The sequence below is a fragment of the Halostagnicola sp. A56 genome (genome assembly GCF_000691505.1).
Lineage (GTDB): Archaea > Halobacteriota > Halobacteria > Halobacteriales > Natrialbaceae > Halostagnicola.
In genome coordinates, this window is sequence record NZ_JMIP02000025.1 from 125,485 (window position 1) to 142,223 (window position 16,739).

Here is a 16,739-nt window from a genome sequence, read left to right on the forward strand (position 1 = left end):
TCTGGAACTGGCTGGAAACCTACACCCTCCTACGGCGATTTCGCCAAAGATTATTACATAATCAATCAATTGAATACGGATGTTGATTATGTCTCCAATAGTATTGTCAATGACATCATCCAATATCATCCAGTAGTCGAAGATGGTGAAACCATGACGACCGTCGAAGATCTTGTATCGAAATCAATGGTAAGCTATCAAAAACCAGAAGGGCCGTATTTCAATAAGATCAATGAATTTAGAGACCTTCCAACCCTAAGCGATTTCAGGCAAAAAATGAGGGCTGATGGGGTAGCTGCCTCGAGTGAGGAACTAAATCGTGAGTTCAATAAAATACGAAATGAGATCTTGATTTCTGAGACGGAAAATTGGAATATATATGAGAGCATCATTCTTTTTGCTAGCAATTTTGTGCCCGGGGTATCACAAATACACCGCAGATAGCCACCTTCCTCCTGCTGTTTTTCAGTCCAGCGATCAGTTGGAGGACCTTCGAAATTCTCAACCAGATTAGACTCGATTACTGAAATACCGACAATCTGGTGCTGCTCCTGCAAGAGATGGAGGACGAGATCACCTATTTCTGCCTTACGCATTGCCTCATATCGTTTGCCACCCCCTTTGTCCCTGCTTGGGCTCATGAGAGCCTTTCCTAACTCGTATTGGCCGTCTTGCTTATATGGCCGACCAGCGATTTGGGTCTTTTCGATCCAAATAGTGGGATTCGATTGGTGGGCTTCGAGGTAGGCCTCGATGCTTCCATATTCTTTCTTGATAGCCTCTAAACCCCGGTCATGAAGCGGAATAAAGCTGATCGGGTAATTCTGGTCATATCCAGCATAAGAATGGAGCTCTTTGCTGCTTATTTCGACCTCAAAGGCTTTCTCTAAGAAGATTAGATATTCGTATGGATCGGTCGCATCATCACTCCCCGCTGACTGCTCCTCATAGTCCGGCCAGACATCCCTTGCTAATTCTGAGTTCTGCACCCAAATTAAAAATTTGTCCTGTTTACGTCAGTACGTGTGTAATCCAACAGCAGCCTTCGATCTCAGAGACCCAAATAATAGATTTGTCGAGCATAACTGCTTACCAGACGGATCCAAGAGCTACAGCTGCAGGCATTAGTGAGTTGAGACAATAGGCTGAGGGTCCCTATAGTAGGGGTGATTCTGAAGGAATACCTACACTTCCAACAATTGAACGTATAAAAATTAATATAGTCTACTGCAAACGAGTTACGTGCGCCGGGAGGAAATTCCTGCGCTGGGACGCTAGGTTATTAACCTCTGGCGCATCTCTTCAGGGTAACGTACCAACGGTTTCTACAGGCGGAGTAGGCCGAGTGCCTCAGGGCTTGACCTCGAGGCGGTTCAGAGCGACGAGCCACCGCGCCGAAGCTGGGAGAGTCGCGACTCGAGCTTCTCTTCTTTGAATTGGTCACGTTTGGATTCGCTCAGCCCATCAGACTGAAACCGACCGAACAATCGACCGAGAATGGGCATTTCAGCGAGGTACGCTAGAACACTATCTCCGGTTTCGTCGAACTGCTCGATGTCGCTGTCGGTCACTGACGTGATGAGGTAGTACTCTCGAACTGTGGTCGTTTCAGAGTCTATATCCCCATTTTCGTTTGTATTGGATGCGACGTACTCCTCGAGAAGGCGTTTGAGAACTGGGCGTGAGCGAACATCAGCATCGCCAAGCCGGTGCTGGTGTTCGCGAACGACGTCGTCTTGATCAACCTCGCGACTAGTGATATAGACCTTCACGGGGAAGTCGACAGTCGAATTCACAAACTCCGAGAGTGACTGGACGGCTTTTGCCCAAGCGTCGTCGTCCTCGAGGGCCATGTTCGCCGGTTCGACTTTCATGGCCCCGACGAGTGCGCCGTCGGTTCGTTCGACCGCGTGGGGATACACCCGACTGAGGCGAGTCAGATAGCGAACTTCGCTGTTGTCCTCCCCACCATGTGTGTACTCCTTGTTTTTGAGCGCCCAGCCGAATCGAGCGACGAGCCACTCGGTGAGCCAGAGATAATCGGGCTTCACTTTATGGAGCAGGAAGAGGAGGATCGTACACATACATCCGAATCCGAGGATCGGAATCGTGAGTGCAGAGGGAACAAACGTCGCTGCGATGACGGTGACGAACGCAACTGTGAGAAACAGCATGAGTTCGCCAATCGTGTAGCCCTGGAAGAACGCTGTCGTGCCGCCTAGCGATTGATGGATTTTTCGTGCGTTGTACTCGCTGTCCGCTGTATTCGAACTCATATAGATCACCACCTCGAGACCTTTTCTTTCGTGTTTCTGAGTCCTTACTTGGCTTTGGCCGATGTTTTGCGTGTGACCTGTTTGGCGTCGTCTTTGGCTTTATCGCGCATCCGGCCCGTGTCGACAAACGCAGCGGTCCTCAAATACACCTGAATTCTACTATTCTTTAAATGGGATAGATGGTACCCTAAGCGCTAACTCGGTAAGTCGGTAGCCGAACGAAAGGCTTAGGAGAATTATCTCTGGATCCCCCACGACTGTTTTATTGTGATCGTGAATACGGTCGGGGTAAAACCCACTGAGCTCACGCTACGTAGGTCGAAGTGACGGAGTCATCCAAAAGATGACTCTCTGCGATATAGTATGAAGTATGAAAAGGGGCGGCGAATCGGATTTCCCAGAGGGTCTCCCACTCCAGTACTGACCGAAACGCAGGCGGGCTTATCTTCCGTGTTCGGGATGGGTACGGGAGGAACCCCGCCGCTATGGCCGCCTTAACGCCAACCAACGGAATCGAACCGCTGCACCAATTATGGTGACACCAGTCTCGGTGGTCTCCGTGTGCCGACGAGGTCGGCGGTTCGCTCGAGGTCGGAGCGAAGATACAACTGTTCGACCTCGTCTTCGGTGAAGTAGGTGATACTCCGGAGTTCGTCGCCGACCGCGGTTCGACAGACGCTCAGGAGTTCGTCGACCAGTTCCTGATCAATGCTACCAGTGCTCATAGGCTAAGCATTGGGACGATCGGATAATAGCGTGACGGTGACGGAAGGATCTAATTCGGGTACTACGTCTCGAGCCGACAGCAGTGCTGGACGACAATTACGTGATTTCTTCGAGTAATTCAAAGCCGTCTTTGAACGTGATTTGGCCAGCAAAGCCGTGGGCTTCAATCGCGGTAACGACGCCGTTCCCAGCATCGACATCAGTCGTGAGGACACAAACAGCGGACGCCGTTCCGGTGTCCAAAAGATGAGCTGTGACACCGCCAAGGGCGGTATCTGCCTTCTCGATGGAATCCTCCGAACGGTTGGATTGCTGTGCGATGTAGTTGCGTACAGTATCCATAACACGCGAGACGGTTGGATTCGTATACGTCAATTCGTCAGCTACTGTTACCCAGCCAGTCTCAATCGCGCCGTTGATCGGTGTCTGTCCGGGTGTACTTCGATCCCCGCGTTGGGGATGTGTGCGACGCCGGCGAGTTCGTCGACAGTCATGATCATACGACGGTCGATCCACTCGCGATCGCGCATTCGATAGAGGAATCGCCGAAGTCGTTCAGCTCGTTTCCGTTCTTTGCGATGCCAGACCGGATTATCGTCGAGTCCCTGCTCTGTGATCGCGTTGTAGTACTTCCTGAACATCCCTGCGACACCGCGAGCTCGAGCCTCGGCTTCGTCCTGTTCACTCGAGGCCGCTAATACGCGAATATTCACGTGGAACGCCTGTTGACCACGTTGCTGTTCGATTGTTTTCGCAGCCTGCTTGTCCTTCTCGCTCGCCGGTCGGGTTCGAGGGTTGAGCCACCCCACAGAGGTTCCCTGCCGAAGTGCGTGCGCGAGTTCGTCGACGCTGTTGTGCTTGAATCGGTCACCCTCGGTCCACGACTGTTTCGCCGGTCGAAAGACAACCTGCGTGATGACTGTACTATCGTCGAGCGAGAGCATTTCGCTGGTGATTTCGCCGTAGGGATCCGTCTCGAAGCCTTCGCTATTGTGATGGCGGATCGGGTAGTAGGGGATTTTCTCCATCTCGAGCCAGGCGCCGGCGACGTACTCGTCAGAATCGATAACCGGGAATGCGTACCCTTCCTCGACAGGGAAGATTTCGCTATTCGCGTAGTTGTTCCCGACGCGACGACGGAATTTGTCGGCGGCTGCCTCCGTAGCAGCGTGCATATAGAAGGTGATCTTGCCCTGGTCGAACCAGACCTCGAACGAATGGTGGTCGCTGGTATTTTTCCCACGGAAGTTCGTCGTCACGTCGTGAACTGACTGGAGGACACCTGCTCCATCCACGACACCGTCGTTCTCTTTGTAGGGTCGAATCCGGAGGAGCGTACCTGGGGTGTCCGACTGGTGTTGGATGAACGAATCGTTGTCTTCGAACTCGAGTTGTGTCGCCTCGTACTGGGGCGACGAATCGAGCAGTTGCGTGAAACGATCGAACGTAGTCATGATCTTAGCTGTCATATTCGGGTTCAATTGTTCGCTGTTCGGTTCCACCGTCAGTCTGGATCGGTGCCTCTTCGGTGTCTGGATCCGATTCGAGAACCTGTTCGACGACTGCATCGAGGACCTCCGCTTTCGTGAGATCCTCATCAAGGAGTTGACTCGCCGTTTCGGCGCTAATATTAAGGCGGGTCGCAAGCGCGTTTCGCTGTGCTTCGGTCTCGACGAACTCTTCGAAGGCAAGCAACTCCGCAGGTTCGTCGCTTATCGCCTGCTCGAGGAAGGCCTGGTCCGCAGGTTCGTAGTCGATGACGCGTTTCTCGAAGTCGTCTGCAACCACGTGCAGGGGATACGTTCCGTGTTCTTCGACACGAACGAGTGCCTGACTATAGCCGAGGTCTTCTTTCCCGGCGTCGGCTCCTCTGACATACTGGCGCTGTTCTTTCGTCAGCCCAATTTTGTCTGCCGTTGAGTCGTCGAGTTCGGGCAGTTTGTGGAAGACTTTGATCGGACACATGCCGATGATCTTCTCGGCCTGCTCAGTTTCGTAGAACTCCTGAGCGGTCTGCGAGAGCAATACCATTCGAAGGCCAGCGTGGCGCTGGTGACGAAATGCCGTCTCGAGGAAATCGAGGTTGGCCTGATCGTCGAAGAGATAGTGGGCTTCGTCGATCGCGAGTTCGACGTTCCGCTGTGTGTTTTTCGCCTGCTGGTAGATCGTCGACAACAACAGTTGCATCAAGAACGTCTGGCGATCGATTCCTGAAGCACTGCCCTCGATCTGACCCAGATCAATATAGACTACCTTGTTGTCACCCTCGAGGATATCGATCTCCGAATGGTGAGAGAGATTTTCGTAGGACCCACCCTCACGGAACGGCTGGAAGGAAATTGCGAGTTCGTCGGCATACTGGGCAGCACGCTCGCGAGCGGATTCGGATTCTGCAATGTTGTGCTCATCTGGGTTTTCGGCGATATCACAGAGGATCCGGTGGACATCCTGCATCGTCGGTGAGTTCGCCGACGTGTGCGTCGAGACGTCGTCCTCGACGATTCCAGCCTGCCGATAGGCTTCGTCGATCACATACGAGAGCACGCCCGTCTCCGTCCCCAGGTCGATATCACGCGCCTCGAGGAAGTTCTCGAGCACGGCGGAGACCTCGTCTTTCTTCGCTGAGAGGGGAGAGACGCCGTCACTCGAGGCGAGAACGTGCTGTGGTGTCTCGCGGATCTCGAGTGGGTTTAGTTTCGTGTCACCCCCAACGGTGATCGTCTTCGCGTTCAGCGCGTCGGCGATTCCTCGGAAGCCGCCAACTGGGTCAATAAGCACGAGCATTGTGTCGTTGCGCCGTTTCATCATCCGCAGATGGCGCAGGATCCCGCCGAACGTCTTTCCGGCCCCAGGCATTCCGACGACGAGTTCGCTGTGGCCGGTCTCGAGCTCCCACGGGTTGATCCGAATCGGCGAGCCATTATGGCCGTGATAGCCGTATTCGATGCCGTCGTCCATCATCTGGTAGTTCGACGAGAAGGGGAACATCGCCCCAATGGCTTGGTTCGTCAGCGTCGACATTCGATCGCGACCGAGTTCGTTCCGTCCGAGCGGTGAGACGGTCGCGAGCCCTCTCTCTTGCCATCGGCTCGCGACTTTCAGGGTACAGTTCGCTGGTGCGTCTTTGATGATCGAGCGTAGTCGAGTCGTTTGATTTTCGAGTTCTTGCTGGCTCTCGGCAGCGAGGCGGATGAATACGCCACCCCGATAGAACGAGGCTTTGTTCGCCCGAACGAGCGACCGCATATACTTCGCCTGGTCGATGTCCTCTTGCAGGTCTTCGGCTCTGAGGCTGTTCGAATCGTGCTGGTTGATCTTCAGATCCGAAATCCAGTCGGCCATCATGTCCTGCGCCGATTGGCTATCGAACGGATCGAGGTGGATGCTGCTGCTGGACGAGCGCCGGCGTCCATGCCAGCGCGTCGAGCCCAGTTTCTTCAGGAGATTGGTGGACTAATTCTTCGAACTCTTACTGATATTTTTCTGAGGCTTTTCGCTTTCTCCCAGATCGATGAGCATCAGTAAAAGCCTGCTCAAGCGACTCGTCAGTGTCGAGTCGCTTGAGCCAACTGTAGATTGTTCGCCGGCCGGTATTATGCCACTCGGCTAGTTCGGTCTGTGTAACACCGTTTTTGTACTCAATTGCCGCTAACAGCCGCTGTGTCGGCTTCCTTCACTCGACGCTGTCGAGTGCGCCGTGAAGTTCTTCAACGGAGATCTCGTCGAGATGATCCATTAGAAGGAGTAACAATCTATGGGTCGAAAGTTCTAACGGTTACTATATTTATTCCCGTCCGCAGGAAACATGTTGGAATGTTGGTGGTTTGTGGGAATCCAAACGCAGAATCTGTGTGGTCTACCGGCAGGGGTAGGAGTTGAGACTGGTCTTCTCAAGAACGTCTTCAGACACATCTGCTCTATCTGAGACCATCTTTTCAGGCATATCTCGTCTCAGAAAGTGTGTAATGGAGCCACGCCGAATGGCGTGTGGACTCACGCTATCGTCACACTTGTGGGATGTTTTGGCGTCTGATTGACTGTTGCAATCTGGTGTAGTACACTTGTCTCCTCGAAAGGATGGACAGGTCAGAGTATAGCACCAGCGTCTCATTGTGTTCCTATGAACCCGTCCTTGTTTGGAGGAAAACAAGGGTTCTCTGTCGTATTTGTCGGTGTTGTTAACACGATGATGCTCTAGGTAATCATCTACAATAGCGCAGGTTTCATTACTCAATGCAACTGGTCGTTCTCCAGACGGGCCGTTCTTGAGTTGGGTTCCGTCCCGTTCTCTGAAGTAGAGGAACCGATTATCCAGATTTCTGGGTTCTGTTTGATGTTCCGGTAAAGTGTATTCTGCTTAATTGGATCAACAGTCGGATTTCTCCTGAGAATCGATTCCGGTATCTCGATGTTCTGTAACGTAGACTCAAGCGCATCTTCAGCAGCTATAACATCCTCTTCACTTAGCCCCTTCTCTCGTAGATACGATGAGACACTATCGGGATTCCTGAGATGCCGTCCACGAAGTAATATTGATGTGTACCTGACTGCACTGTCCTCCTCCTGGCTTATATCCGTTTTTCTGAGTGTTTTGACAAGCTTTTTTGAATCCTTCGTCGCTTTACTTGTCGCGGATTCGATTTCCTTCTTCTCATTATTTTTTAATTTCTCGTCAGCCCATTCCTTCCCCTGCCGAAATTGTTCAAAGAGACAGATTAGAGCTATCAAAAACCCGCTTACAGCCGTCAAATCTGATACAGAGATCCAAGAAACTTTCCCGAAGAGATCAAAAATGGTGGTCAGAAATGGACGCCAAAGTAGTCTGGTTGGTCAACCAAGAAATTCATGCAGTTTACCCCGTTCCACGCGAAAATCACGCGTCATGTGGTAGGCCGTCGAAATGTCTGGAAAACATGATTGGACGTGTCTATCGGGGCGGCGATCACCGTCCTCGGTGATCGCTTTTTCTCTCGGTTCAAGAATATATGGCTTTCAGACTCGAAAAATATAATTCTAATATGTGTTTAAATTTCGAAAACATATGGATGTTGTGTTAGATGATACGTCAAACTTTCTGATGTCGCCCGTTACAGGTCCAGCGTCTAATGATGATAGATCCAGCTAATTAAATTATCCAAATCGGCGGATCATCTCTATCCTATCCGAACCGCTACGACAAGTCAATCCAGAACTGAGTCGAGGGGAAAAGCGAAGCCGAATCTACTCGCTGCTGGAGCGAGTCGGAATGAATCCGCCAGCGGACTTCGCGGAACGCTATCCCCATCAGCTGTCTGGCGGCGAAAAGCAACGTGTCGCCCTCTGTCGCGCGCTCCTTATGAACCCTGACGTTATTCTTGCCGACGAGGCGATCAGCGCGCTTGATGTCTCGTTGCGCGTCGAGATGATGGATCTCATGCTTAGCCTACAGGATGAATTCGATACATCCTATATCTTCATCTCCCACGATCTCTCGAACGCGAGATACTTCTCCGCCCACGGTGGCGGGAAGATCGGCGTAATGTACCTCGGAGAACTCGCTTCCTTCCGCATCCGGTTCTGCAGCTGCGTTTTCTCCTTCCATTCAACCTTCGTCACGAACTCCTCAACGGTTCCTACCAAATCAGCGGTGAGCGCAATGAGATTTTCCTCGCCAGCGTCGTGCTCATCCAGTACATCTTCAATGGCGTGGTAGAACGAGAGATCGGTCTCGTCACGAAGCCCTTTGTTTCGTGCCTGCTTGTCGCGGGACCGAATCTCATCCATCAATGCCCGAAGCTCCTCGATGGTCTCACGCTCGTTGTATCGCCCTTCTCGGTACTTCTCGATGAGTTCTTCGAGTCGATCCCTGAGAGAACCATACTGCACTGGGTCTTCGTCGAATCGGATGTTGATCTCGTGCTTGACCGCATTTTGCATCTCACTTGCACGAGCTTCGTCGTTTTCTCGTCAAGCGGATTTCGACTACTGCAGATTCTGACTACCAACAGATTTCATAGCGCTGCTCGGTTAAGTTACGAACGACACGAAACGTTCACGACTTTGTCTCATCTAATATCACACCTCAAAATATCTGGGGATACTATCAGATTGTATGGGAGTAAACGATAACTCCGGTTGTACCCGATTCGACATCGGTTCAATTACGACTATAAGAAACTATATCGTACTCTATTCATCGTGTTCAGATAAGCTGATTCCATGCGAAGCTGAACGATCTCAGCCAATCGTCGGCTGTTTCTGCTTCGGCGTTGCTAAAGCAGTTTGAGAAACAGATAGTTCTCCGTTTTACTTCTCTGAAGACACGTTCGACAGCATTCCGATTTCCATGTTTTTCGTATCTGAAATCGAAGGGCGAGAAGATTCTTGGAAGTCAAAACCACCTTGCTGCCATTTATATAATATATGCGTCGGAACTTAAAAAGGAACTGCCATATCATCTGCCATAGGTTTTGAAATACTCTGCACCCAGACTAAACCACAAAAATTTTTAGGACAGGGTGTGTTTGAGCAAGTACCCGAAAATGGCCTATCAACCTGCACACACAGCAGATATATTAGCGCGACGGGGTGGGCCTAAAGGGCCAAATGGCAGAAAACTTAGTATATAAAAAAACTGATGTGACAATTAACAAAGCTGACATATTGTATAATTGATATATTAGGATATTAGTATGTGTATAAGGAGATACTACCGGCAATATTTGACTCTAATTCCAACTGAGCCAGAATATTAATGGGGCCAACTATATATATGCCATAACTTATGAGTGACTTATATGGATGCAACCATGGTGAAAGTGAAATATGTAACTAGAATTGGTTACATGGAGAACCTCTCGAGCACTGATTTCACCGAGAACGCGTCCTCACCTGCGGCGTTCTCCCAGCGCCTCTCGAAGTCGACGGACTACCTCTTCGACGAACCGATCGAGGACGTCGAACGCTGGAATAGTGGCGACTTCGACGACTATGCTGCTGGTGATGAAGACACATCGGTCCACCCCGAGGTAGCAGCCCTCGAGGATGGACGCTTCATCAAAGACGCCCACGCCACTATCTTCACAGTCAATCCGTCGACGGTCCTCCAGTCGGGGACTGAATCGACGACGTATATTGCACCAGAGGGCGAGGTCCTCGCGTTCTCCGATTACCGAGTTAAGGTGCCGGACGACAGCAAGAGCGGATCAGTACGCGAGGAATGGTCGCTCGAGGAGGCTACCCTCGAGAGTGTCGACCTCCAGGCCGACGGGCAAACAGTCGATTCAAACACAAGCCACCGGTCGACCCTTGAGTACAGCGGCCTGTCAGGCGATCCAACGCTAGCAGTTGAAGCAAAAATCTCCGCTCAACTTCGTCAGGAGGAACGTACATGTGACGAGTATAATCAGAGCACGGACTCCTGTGAGAGCTCGTGGGAGACGGAGATCAACCACCCATCCGAACAGCTCACAGTAACTGACTCGCTTGAGACCACTGTCAACCAAGTCGACACCGCCGATGGAAATCAGACCGCGTTCGAAGCCGATGATAACCGCACCGGTGCAGTCGTTCACCCAGGCACCGTCTGGTCAGGGATCGATATCGACGACAACATACAGGTTCGCGGGAACTGGCGCTTCTATTCTGCAGGCGCAGACGGCTGGCACACGATGGTCTCACGTACCGAATCAGGCGCGACTCGAGAGAATTCCACCGTTCGTCCGGCACAGCTCTATGCGGTCCCAATGCAGGCGGAACCAGACGTGGCGGGTGGCTCGACCGATACTGTCGAACCACCGCTCGAGATCGAAGCAGCCTGGGGGAGTGAACACGAGGGACCATCCCTCGGTGCCCGATAGCGTAGAAATATTCCCAATTCGATAGCCCTATGATGAAAATGAACGTAAATTAATTACCTGTGGACATCACTACTGGGCAATCAGAATTTAGTAGTATTGACTGATTCACACTACCGAAGATAGCTTTTCCCGCAGGAGATCGTTTACGACCTGCCACAACAATATACCGTGCATTTTGCTCATCAGCATAGTTAATAATTTCATCTGCAGGATCACCCATTAATCCAATAGCTTCAAACTGGCTGCTGAGGGGCTCTGCAGCCTCTTCTGCGATATCTGATGCAACATTTTTTACAGATTCCAAGTCTATTGAATCCCCCTTTTTTGCTTTTGTCCTTCCCAAATCAACGAATTCTGACGTAGACAAAACATGGATAATATGAATTGTGGAAGCCGGTGTTCTGTCGTACGTTTTGAAAAACGAACCAGAGAGTGTGTCTGTTCGACGAGTCTAACCCGATCATCGGGGAAGGCGGAGGGAAACCGATATGACCGCAGTGCTTTGCACCAGGGTCACCGTGTTCAAGCGCGGGGAGTCGAGCGGACACGACCCGAAACCGGACGATCTACGCATGAGCAGGGCGAAGCGTGCCGAAAGGCACGTGGAGGCCCGTTAGAGTTGGTGTCCTACAATACCCTCTCGTGACTTATGTGTAGGGGTGAAAGGCCCATCGAGTCCGGAAACAGCTGGTTCCAACCGAAACATGTCGAAGCATGACCTTCACCGAGGTAGTTCGTGGGGTAGAGCGACGGATTGGGAGACCGGCCTCCGAGAGGAGTTCGCCTCCCTGTCCAACTCCGAACCTACGAACGCTGTTGACGTGAGGAGACCGGTGCGCGGGGTAAGCCTGTGTACCGTAAGGGAGACAACCCAGAGCTGGGTTAAGGTCCCCAAGTGTGGACTAAGTGCGATCGAAAGTGGTGCCGAGCCCTAGACAGCCGGGAGGTGAGCTTAGAAGCAGCTACCCAATATGGGAAATATTATGGAAAAATATCCGAGTGCTATAATTTCCGTTGTGAGAAATCCAAGTGGCCAGTAAGTAAAGTGGCTGAGGGTGCGCTTTTCCCATGTTCTTATATCATCTTTAGAACTCGCTCCGCTCGGAAGTAGAAGTGGTATAGCGGCAACGGACAGGATCAAGATATAGGAGGCGACCAAGAGGCTTAGGTTGCGGTAGTCTACAGGATCAGAGTTGGTAATAGTATAAATAGCACCTCCATTTTGTTGTGTTATTTCAATGTGTAGAATTAAGCTCAATATTCCGACTATAACCGCTATTAGAGCAAAAAGTAGAGACAGTAGAGATGAAGTGACAAGACACTTTTTTTCGTATTGATACTTTTGAGTTGAACCTTATGTTGTTGTCAAGACTGATTAAAAGCATTTTTTTCAACTCCGTCTTAGTCAATCCATTATTTTCACGTATCTCTTTCACATTCTGAGCCTGGATACCGTGAGCAACTACATGATTACTGCTTCCAAGAAGCGCGAATCCGATAGATGTTATAAAAAATACAATCCCAATGTTGATAACAAAGTAATCATCATCACCTTCTGAAAGAGAAATATCTGGCTGTTCTCCATCCGCATAATCTATTGTGACTACACCGTCTTCTTCGACTTCTTCTATACTATCATTTTGCGCTGCTACTCCACTAACACCGACTCCTACAACAAGAGACGATATCATGGCGAATGCCATCAGGAACGTCACTACCTTATTATTTGTATTAAACATACAATAAATAATATACTTTCCAAGAACAAACATCTATGGTCGAAAAGAAAGTGTGTTAGACTACGCTACCGACGTAACTTCTCCAACCGCCAGCAAATACACCAAGACAACCAGACCAACGATAACTAGCCCAAACACTGCAATTAGACCATATAGCCACCAGTCTGTATTATCATCATCACCACCACCCGGGATATCAGTATTGTCAAACGCTTCCTGAATAGCCTGCTGTGCGTTGATTCGGTCCTCGATTCCAGTACCAGTGAACTCTGTGTTCATACCTTCCTGCGTGACAACAACATTAGACTCATCACCATTCGCATCATACGCTTGTGTGAGTTCCCACCCATCACTTAACGTAACACGTTCCACTATCTCTTCGACGATCAGGCCAACCTCGATTTCCTCGAGACGGCATTTCGTCACCAGCGCCATGCTGGGCTTCGAATGGTACTGCTCTCGCAGACCGCCCAGGAGTTCTACGAAACCGAGCAGGCCGAGAAGATCATCGGGATGTGCCCGATCAAAGTCTTCCACAAACTGCCCGAACTCGACGACTCAACGGCAGACAAAATTGGGCTCACCAGAGAACAGCGCCAGTACGTCAGAGGTGCTGACGCCGGGAAAGAAGACCTCGGCTATAGTCAAGCACTCGTTCGTGTCGAAGAACACGGAACGTATCCTCTCCATGTAGTTGCAGACGACTTCGAGAAGCGTGTTATCGATTACGAACCAGAGGATCAGGCCTTCCTCGAGCAGGCGATAAGCGACGAACCTGCGGAACTGCTCGCCTTCGAAGAGTTCGTTGAGGCCGAAGCACAGCAAAATGCACTTGCGACCCGCCTCAACATCAGCGCCGACACGGCGAGTCAACTCCTTGATGAGGATCTCACGAAAGCAGAGGTCCTCGATGCAGTCGTCGAACAGGCTCTCGAATCGGATGTAGACACCGACGAGGCACCGATTCAGACTGACGGTGGAATCGAACAGCGAACAATCGAACCTGAATATGACAGCTAAGACCATGACTACGCTCAATCGTTTCACAAAGATTCTCGATTCGTCGCCCCAGTACGAGGCGACGCAACTCGAATTCGAAGAGCAGGACTCGTTCGTCCAACACCAATCGGACACACCAGGTACACTTCTGCGGATTCGCCCCTACAAAGAGAACGATGGTGTCGTGGATGGGGCAGGTGTCCTCCAATCAGTCCACGACGTGACGACGAACTTCCGCGGGAAGAATACGAGTGATCACCACTCGTTCGAAGTCTGGTTCGACCAAGGGAAGATCACCTTCTATATGCACGCTGCTACGGAGGCAGCAGCCGACAAATTCCGCCGTCGTGTCGGCAATAACTACGCGAATAGCGAAATCTTCGCTGTCGAGGAGGGATATGCGTTCCCGGTTATCGACTCTGATGAGTACGTCGCCGGCGCGTGGCTCGAGATGGAGAAAATCCCCTACTACCCGATCCGCCATCACAATAGCGAAGGCTTCGAGACGGACCCATACGGCGAAATCACCAGCGAGATGCTCTCGCTCGACGATAGTACAGTCATCACGCAGGTTGTCTTTCGACCGGCGAAACAATCGTGGACCGAGGGTGATCGGTTCAAGCACAACAGCGTCGACGAACTCGCACACGCACTTCGACAGGGAACCTCTGTGGGATGGCTCAACCCTCGAACCCGACCGGCAAGCGAGAAGGACAAGCAGGCCGCCAAAACAATCGAACAGCAACGCGGCCAACAGGCGTTCCACGTGAATATTCGCGTATTAGCGGCCTCGAGTGAACAGGCCGAAGCCGAAGCTCGAGCCCGCGGTGTCGCAGGGATGTTCAGAAAGTACTACAACGCGATCACAGAGCAGGGACTCGACGATAACCCGATCTGGCATCGCAAAGAACGGAAGCGGGCCGAACAGCTTCGACGGTTCCTCTATCGGATGCGCGATCGCGAATGGATCGATCGGCGCATGATTATGACTGTCGACGAACTCGCCGGCGTCGCACACATCCCCAACGCGGAGATTGAGACACCAAAGATTGACTGGCGATACACTCAACGTGGCGATCGGCTCCCGTCGGATGGGTCTCAACACCAATCTGACGAATCGCCGGTTGATGGGCAGACACCAGCTGTGCCGGAGAAGACGGCAGTCACCACTGATGGCTCTCCTCGAGAGCAGGAGGGATTCGATGGTATTTGATCGATTCTTCGGATCCGGTGAGGAGCCCTCGAGTAGCGATAGTGAGCACGAACCAGTCGATGATGCGGCTGGTGAGGAAATCCCCTCCACAAGTAGTGACGACCAGACAGAAACCAAGAACACTGGTGCTGAGTCGTCTTCTGATCAGCAACCAAATTCCGACAGGGAACAATACCAGATTGTCGATCAAAACACGACTCGCGTCGGTGGCAAACCGATCCTCACGGACACGGCCAACGAAGGCACGGTTGCAGGCCCGTACGTTCGAGAGATGTTCGAAGCAGGGATGTACAACGCACCTGCCCCACTCTGGGTTGGCTACACGGAAGATCCGCAGACTGGCTTTCGTGAGGCCCCGCTCCGGTTCGACTCGCTCTTCCGGCACAACTGGATCGCAGGGACGACTGGCTACGGAAAGACGACTCAACTCCTGAATATGATGGTCCAGTGGGCGTATTCGGGATACGGCTTCACGTATTTCGATCCGAAAGGTCAAGACTCTCGTGAACTCCTCCGGATGCTCCCCAAACACCGCCTCGAGGACGTGGTCTGGATTGAGCCCGGGTCGACCACCCACGAAAATACGGTCGGGATGAATTTCCTCGAGGTACCTGAGTGCGAGACGGCCGAAGAACTCGAGAACGAGATCGAAAACCGGGTCGAGAACCTGAAAGCGGTCTTCGATACGTCCGACTACTGGGGCATCAACATGGAGGCGATCACCGAGTCGATGGCTCGAGCGATGATGAAGTCCGAAAAGCCGTTTTCGATCATCGATATGTACTTCATCCTGCTCAACGCCGATCGACGCGAAGACTTCGCGCTCGACGTCGAAGATCCCTATATCCGTGAGTTCTGCCTCGAAATCGCGGAGATGGAAGAGGAGACGGTTCGGCCGCTTTTGAAACGGATCAAATCCTGGGTCGAGAACTCGGTGATCCGGCGGATAAAGTGTGAGCAGATCGTCCACCTGTACGAAGAAAACGCTGATAGACTCGAGTCGATCGCAGAGTCGGTCAAATCTGGAACGATTGAAAACTCAGACCTCACAGCAGGGCAAGTACTCTTCATTGCCTCACTTCGGGATTTACAGGAAGAGAGTGGCATCAATCCGAACATCAACCATGTGAAGTTTAGACAGTTACTGAGAGGAGTCCATAAGGGTCAAGATGGTGATGAACTCGCCGCATTGGATAAGAAGCCAAGAGAAACCGAAACGATTGAGCGCCAGCTTCAAAATACAGGCCAGCTCGTGTTCTATGGACCTCCAGGGACTGGGAAAACATACACTGCCCAGCGTTTCGCTCGTTGGTGGCTCAATCAGCAGCCAGGACGCTAGCGCTTGGCTATGCAATCCAGAGGATTGATCGGCAGAACTGGTGTGAGAGCTGAAGCTAAAGCGTTGAAACGTCCTAAGTCTATAAACTGCGTCCCTTCATCTCGGTGATCTTGGTCTCGGAGATTTTGTATTCAAACGTTGCGATGACCACTCATGACGCCGTGTTCCTCATTGATGAATCGCACTCGTTACAAGATGCGTGTCAGCATCACGGCTTAGATTTCAGATAAGAGAAATATGGAAATTAGAATGCTATTGAACGTGTATTTCGAGAGATAAAACGAAGAACCATCTGTTTCTCAAACTGTTTCAGCAGCGCCGAACCCCAGCGCAACTGTTTCGGTTTCTGGGACGTTCCACTTCGACGCCGATTCAGGCGTTGTTCATGCGCTGACTCGATCGGTTCCCACAGCGCTGGCACTCGGCCACGCGATACGGTTCGCGAGAGAACTGCGCGTTTTCCTGTTTGAGACTCTCGGTTCGAATCTGCACATTCACTTCGTGAAGCGTGTCGAGTTCGCATTCGTCACAGTGTTCGGTTATGCCGTTGAATGAGTTGTCTGTTGTTGCCATTGAAACTCCGTAAGATTAGGGGTATCATAAAGCCGC

Annotated in this window: 11 protein-coding genes, 1 rRNA gene, 9 pseudogenes and 2 other annotated features; of the genes and pseudogenes, 6 read left to right on the forward strand and 15 right to left on the reverse strand. The window is 51.5% G+C overall.

Annotated elements, in window-relative coordinates; all coding sequences use genetic code 11:
* Positions 1–197: 197 nt before the first annotated feature.
* From EL22_RS14695 to EL22_RS14730, 9 genes and pseudogenes are all read right to left on the reverse strand, one after another.
* Positions 198–989 carry a hypothetical protein gene (locus EL22_RS14695; protein ID WP_050052181.1) on the reverse strand — a complete coding sequence of 264 codons (792 nt, stop codon included), beginning with the start codon at positions 987–989 and terminating at the stop codon, positions 198–200.
* A gap of 387 nt (positions 990–1,376) precedes the next feature.
* Positions 1,377–2,276 (reverse strand): annotated as a pseudogene (locus tag EL22_RS14700) (conjugal transfer protein); the annotation flags it as partial.
* 375 nt (positions 2,277–2,651) lie between these two features.
* A 5S ribosomal RNA gene (rrf, locus tag EL22_RS14705) occupies positions 2,652–2,773 on the reverse strand.
* Positions 2,774–2,806: 33 nt separating this feature from the next.
* Positions 2,807–3,001: a hypothetical protein gene (locus tag EL22_RS14710; protein WP_050052183.1), complete on the reverse strand. Its 195-nt coding sequence runs from the start codon at positions 2,999–3,001 to the stop codon at positions 2,807–2,809.
* Between the two features lie 97 nt (positions 3,002–3,098).
* Positions 3,099–3,449, reverse strand: a pseudogene (locus EL22_RS14715) (hypothetical protein); the annotation flags it as partial.
* Complete coding sequence (locus tag EL22_RS14720; RefSeq protein ID WP_231587994.1) at positions 3,392–4,456, reverse strand: hypothetical protein; 1,065 nt, start codon at positions 4,454–4,456, stop codon at positions 3,392–3,394. The gene EL22_RS14720 and the pseudogene EL22_RS14715, both read right to left, overlap by 58 nt.
* A 4-nt stretch (positions 4,457–4,460) precedes the next feature.
* Positions 4,461–6,389: pseudogene (locus tag EL22_RS14725) on the reverse strand (VirB4 family type IV secretion system protein); the annotation flags it as partial.
* A gap of 1 nt (position 6,390) precedes the next feature.
* Positions 6,391–6,738 (reverse strand): annotated as a pseudogene (locus EL22_RS16540) (helix-turn-helix domain-containing protein); the annotation flags it as partial.
* A 494-nt stretch (positions 6,739–7,232) separates the two neighbouring features.
* Positions 7,233–7,751, reverse strand: a complete 519-nt coding sequence (locus EL22_RS14730; protein WP_050052185.1) for a hypothetical protein — start codon at positions 7,749–7,751, stop codon at positions 7,233–7,235.
* A gap of 385 nt (positions 7,752–8,136) precedes the next feature.
* Between EL22_RS14730 and EL22_RS19450 the strand changes: the two are divergent.
* A pseudogene (locus tag EL22_RS19450) lies at positions 8,137–8,541 on the forward strand (ATP-binding cassette domain-containing protein); the annotation flags it as partial.
* Here the strand turns inward: EL22_RS19450 and EL22_RS14735 are convergent.
* Positions 8,448–8,918, reverse strand: a complete 471-nt coding sequence (locus EL22_RS14735) for a type I restriction enzyme endonuclease domain-containing protein (protein ID WP_050052186.1) — start codon at positions 8,916–8,918, stop codon at positions 8,448–8,450. The pseudogene EL22_RS19450 and the gene EL22_RS14735 sit on opposite strands and share 94 nt — an antisense overlap.
* Before the next feature lie 265 nt (positions 8,919–9,183).
* A pseudogene (locus tag EL22_RS16550) lies at positions 9,184–9,348 on the reverse strand (IS6 family transposase); the annotation flags it as partial.
* Positions 9,349–9,778: 430 nt separating this feature from the next.
* Here EL22_RS16550 and EL22_RS14740 point away from each other — a divergent pair.
* A complete protein-coding gene (locus tag EL22_RS14740) occupies positions 9,779–10,840 on the forward strand; it encodes a hypothetical protein (RefSeq protein WP_231587995.1) in 1,062 nt (353 codons plus the stop codon).
* Between the two features lie 49 nt (positions 10,841–10,889).
* On the opposite strand, the gene EL22_RS16555 is transcribed toward EL22_RS14740, so the two are convergent.
* The 3 genes from EL22_RS16555 to EL22_RS14745 form a co-directional block, all read right to left on the reverse strand.
* Entirely contained in the window at positions 10,890–11,225 is a 336-nt protein-coding gene (locus EL22_RS16555; RefSeq protein ID WP_197075959.1) for a universal stress protein, read from the reverse strand.
* Between the two features lie 49 nt (positions 11,226–11,274).
* Positions 11,275–11,531, forward strand: a sequence feature (23S ribosomal RNA rRNA prediction is too short).
* Positions 11,532–11,539: 8 nt separating this feature from the next.
* Positions 11,540–11,909 (forward strand) — a sequence feature (23S ribosomal RNA rRNA prediction is too short).
* Positions 11,910–12,075: 166 nt separating this feature from the next.
* Positions 12,076–12,543, reverse strand: a complete 468-nt coding sequence (locus EL22_RS17520) for a hypothetical protein (RefSeq protein WP_156184185.1) — start codon at positions 12,541–12,543, stop codon at positions 12,076–12,078.
* Between the two features lie 96 nt (positions 12,544–12,639).
* Positions 12,640–13,014, reverse strand: a complete 375-nt coding sequence (locus EL22_RS14745; RefSeq protein WP_050052187.1) for a hypothetical protein — start codon at positions 13,012–13,014, stop codon at positions 12,640–12,642.
* Here EL22_RS14745 and EL22_RS14750 point away from each other — a divergent pair.
* The 4 genes and pseudogenes from EL22_RS14750 to EL22_RS16560 all read left to right on the forward strand — a co-directional run.
* Positions 12,949–13,599, forward strand: a pseudogene (locus EL22_RS14750) (conjugal transfer protein); the annotation flags it as partial. The gene EL22_RS14745 and the pseudogene EL22_RS14750 overlap by 66 nt on opposite strands.
* Positions 13,600–13,603: 4 nt before the next feature.
* Positions 13,604–14,791 (forward strand): hypothetical protein, encoded by a 1,188-nt coding sequence (locus EL22_RS14755; protein WP_050052189.1) that lies wholly within the window; start codon positions 13,604–13,606, stop codon positions 14,789–14,791.
* A pseudogene (locus EL22_RS14760) lies at positions 14,781–15,795 on the forward strand (hypothetical protein); the annotation flags it as partial. The gene EL22_RS14755 and the pseudogene EL22_RS14760, both read left to right, overlap by 11 nt.
* A gap of 490 nt (positions 15,796–16,285) precedes the next feature.
* Positions 16,286–16,453, forward strand: a pseudogene (locus EL22_RS16560) (IS6 family transposase); the annotation flags it as partial.
* Positions 16,454–16,502: 49 nt separating this feature from the next.
* On the opposite strand, the gene EL22_RS14765 reads toward EL22_RS16560, so the two are convergent.
* Entirely contained in the window at positions 16,503–16,703 is a 201-nt protein-coding gene (locus EL22_RS14765; protein WP_050051398.1) for a hypothetical protein, read from the reverse strand.
* Positions 16,704–16,739 lie beyond the last annotated feature (36 nt).

Coding starts and splice junctions, on each gene's coding strand:
- EL22_RS14755 (WP_050052189.1), top strand. CDS start 13,604: ATGACTACGCTCAATCGTTTCACAAAGATTCTCGATTCGTCGCCCCAG.
- EL22_RS14710 (WP_050052183.1), bottom strand. CDS start 3,001: ATGAGCACTGGTAGCATTGATCAGGAACTGGTCGACGAACTCCTGAGC.
- EL22_RS14745 (WP_050052187.1), bottom strand. CDS start 13,014: ATGGCGCTGGTGACGAAATGCCGTCTCGAGGAAATCGAGGTTGGCCTG.
- EL22_RS14735 (WP_050052186.1), bottom strand. CDS start 8,918: ATGCAAAATGCGGTCAAGCACGAGATCAACATCCGATTCGACGAAGAC.
- EL22_RS14720 (WP_231587994.1), bottom strand. CDS start 4,456: ATGACTACGTTCGATCGTTTCACGCAACTGCTCGATTCGTCGCCCCAG.
- EL22_RS17520 (WP_156184185.1), bottom strand. CDS start 12,543: ATGGCATTCGCCATGATATCGTCTCTTGTTGTAGGAGTCGGTGTTAGT.
- EL22_RS14765 (WP_050051398.1), bottom strand. CDS start 16,703: ATGGCAACAACAGACAACTCATTCAACGGCATAACCGAACACTGTGAC.
- EL22_RS14740 (WP_231587995.1), top strand. CDS start 9,779: ATGGATGCAACCATGGTGAAAGTGAAATATGTAACTAGAATTGGTTAC.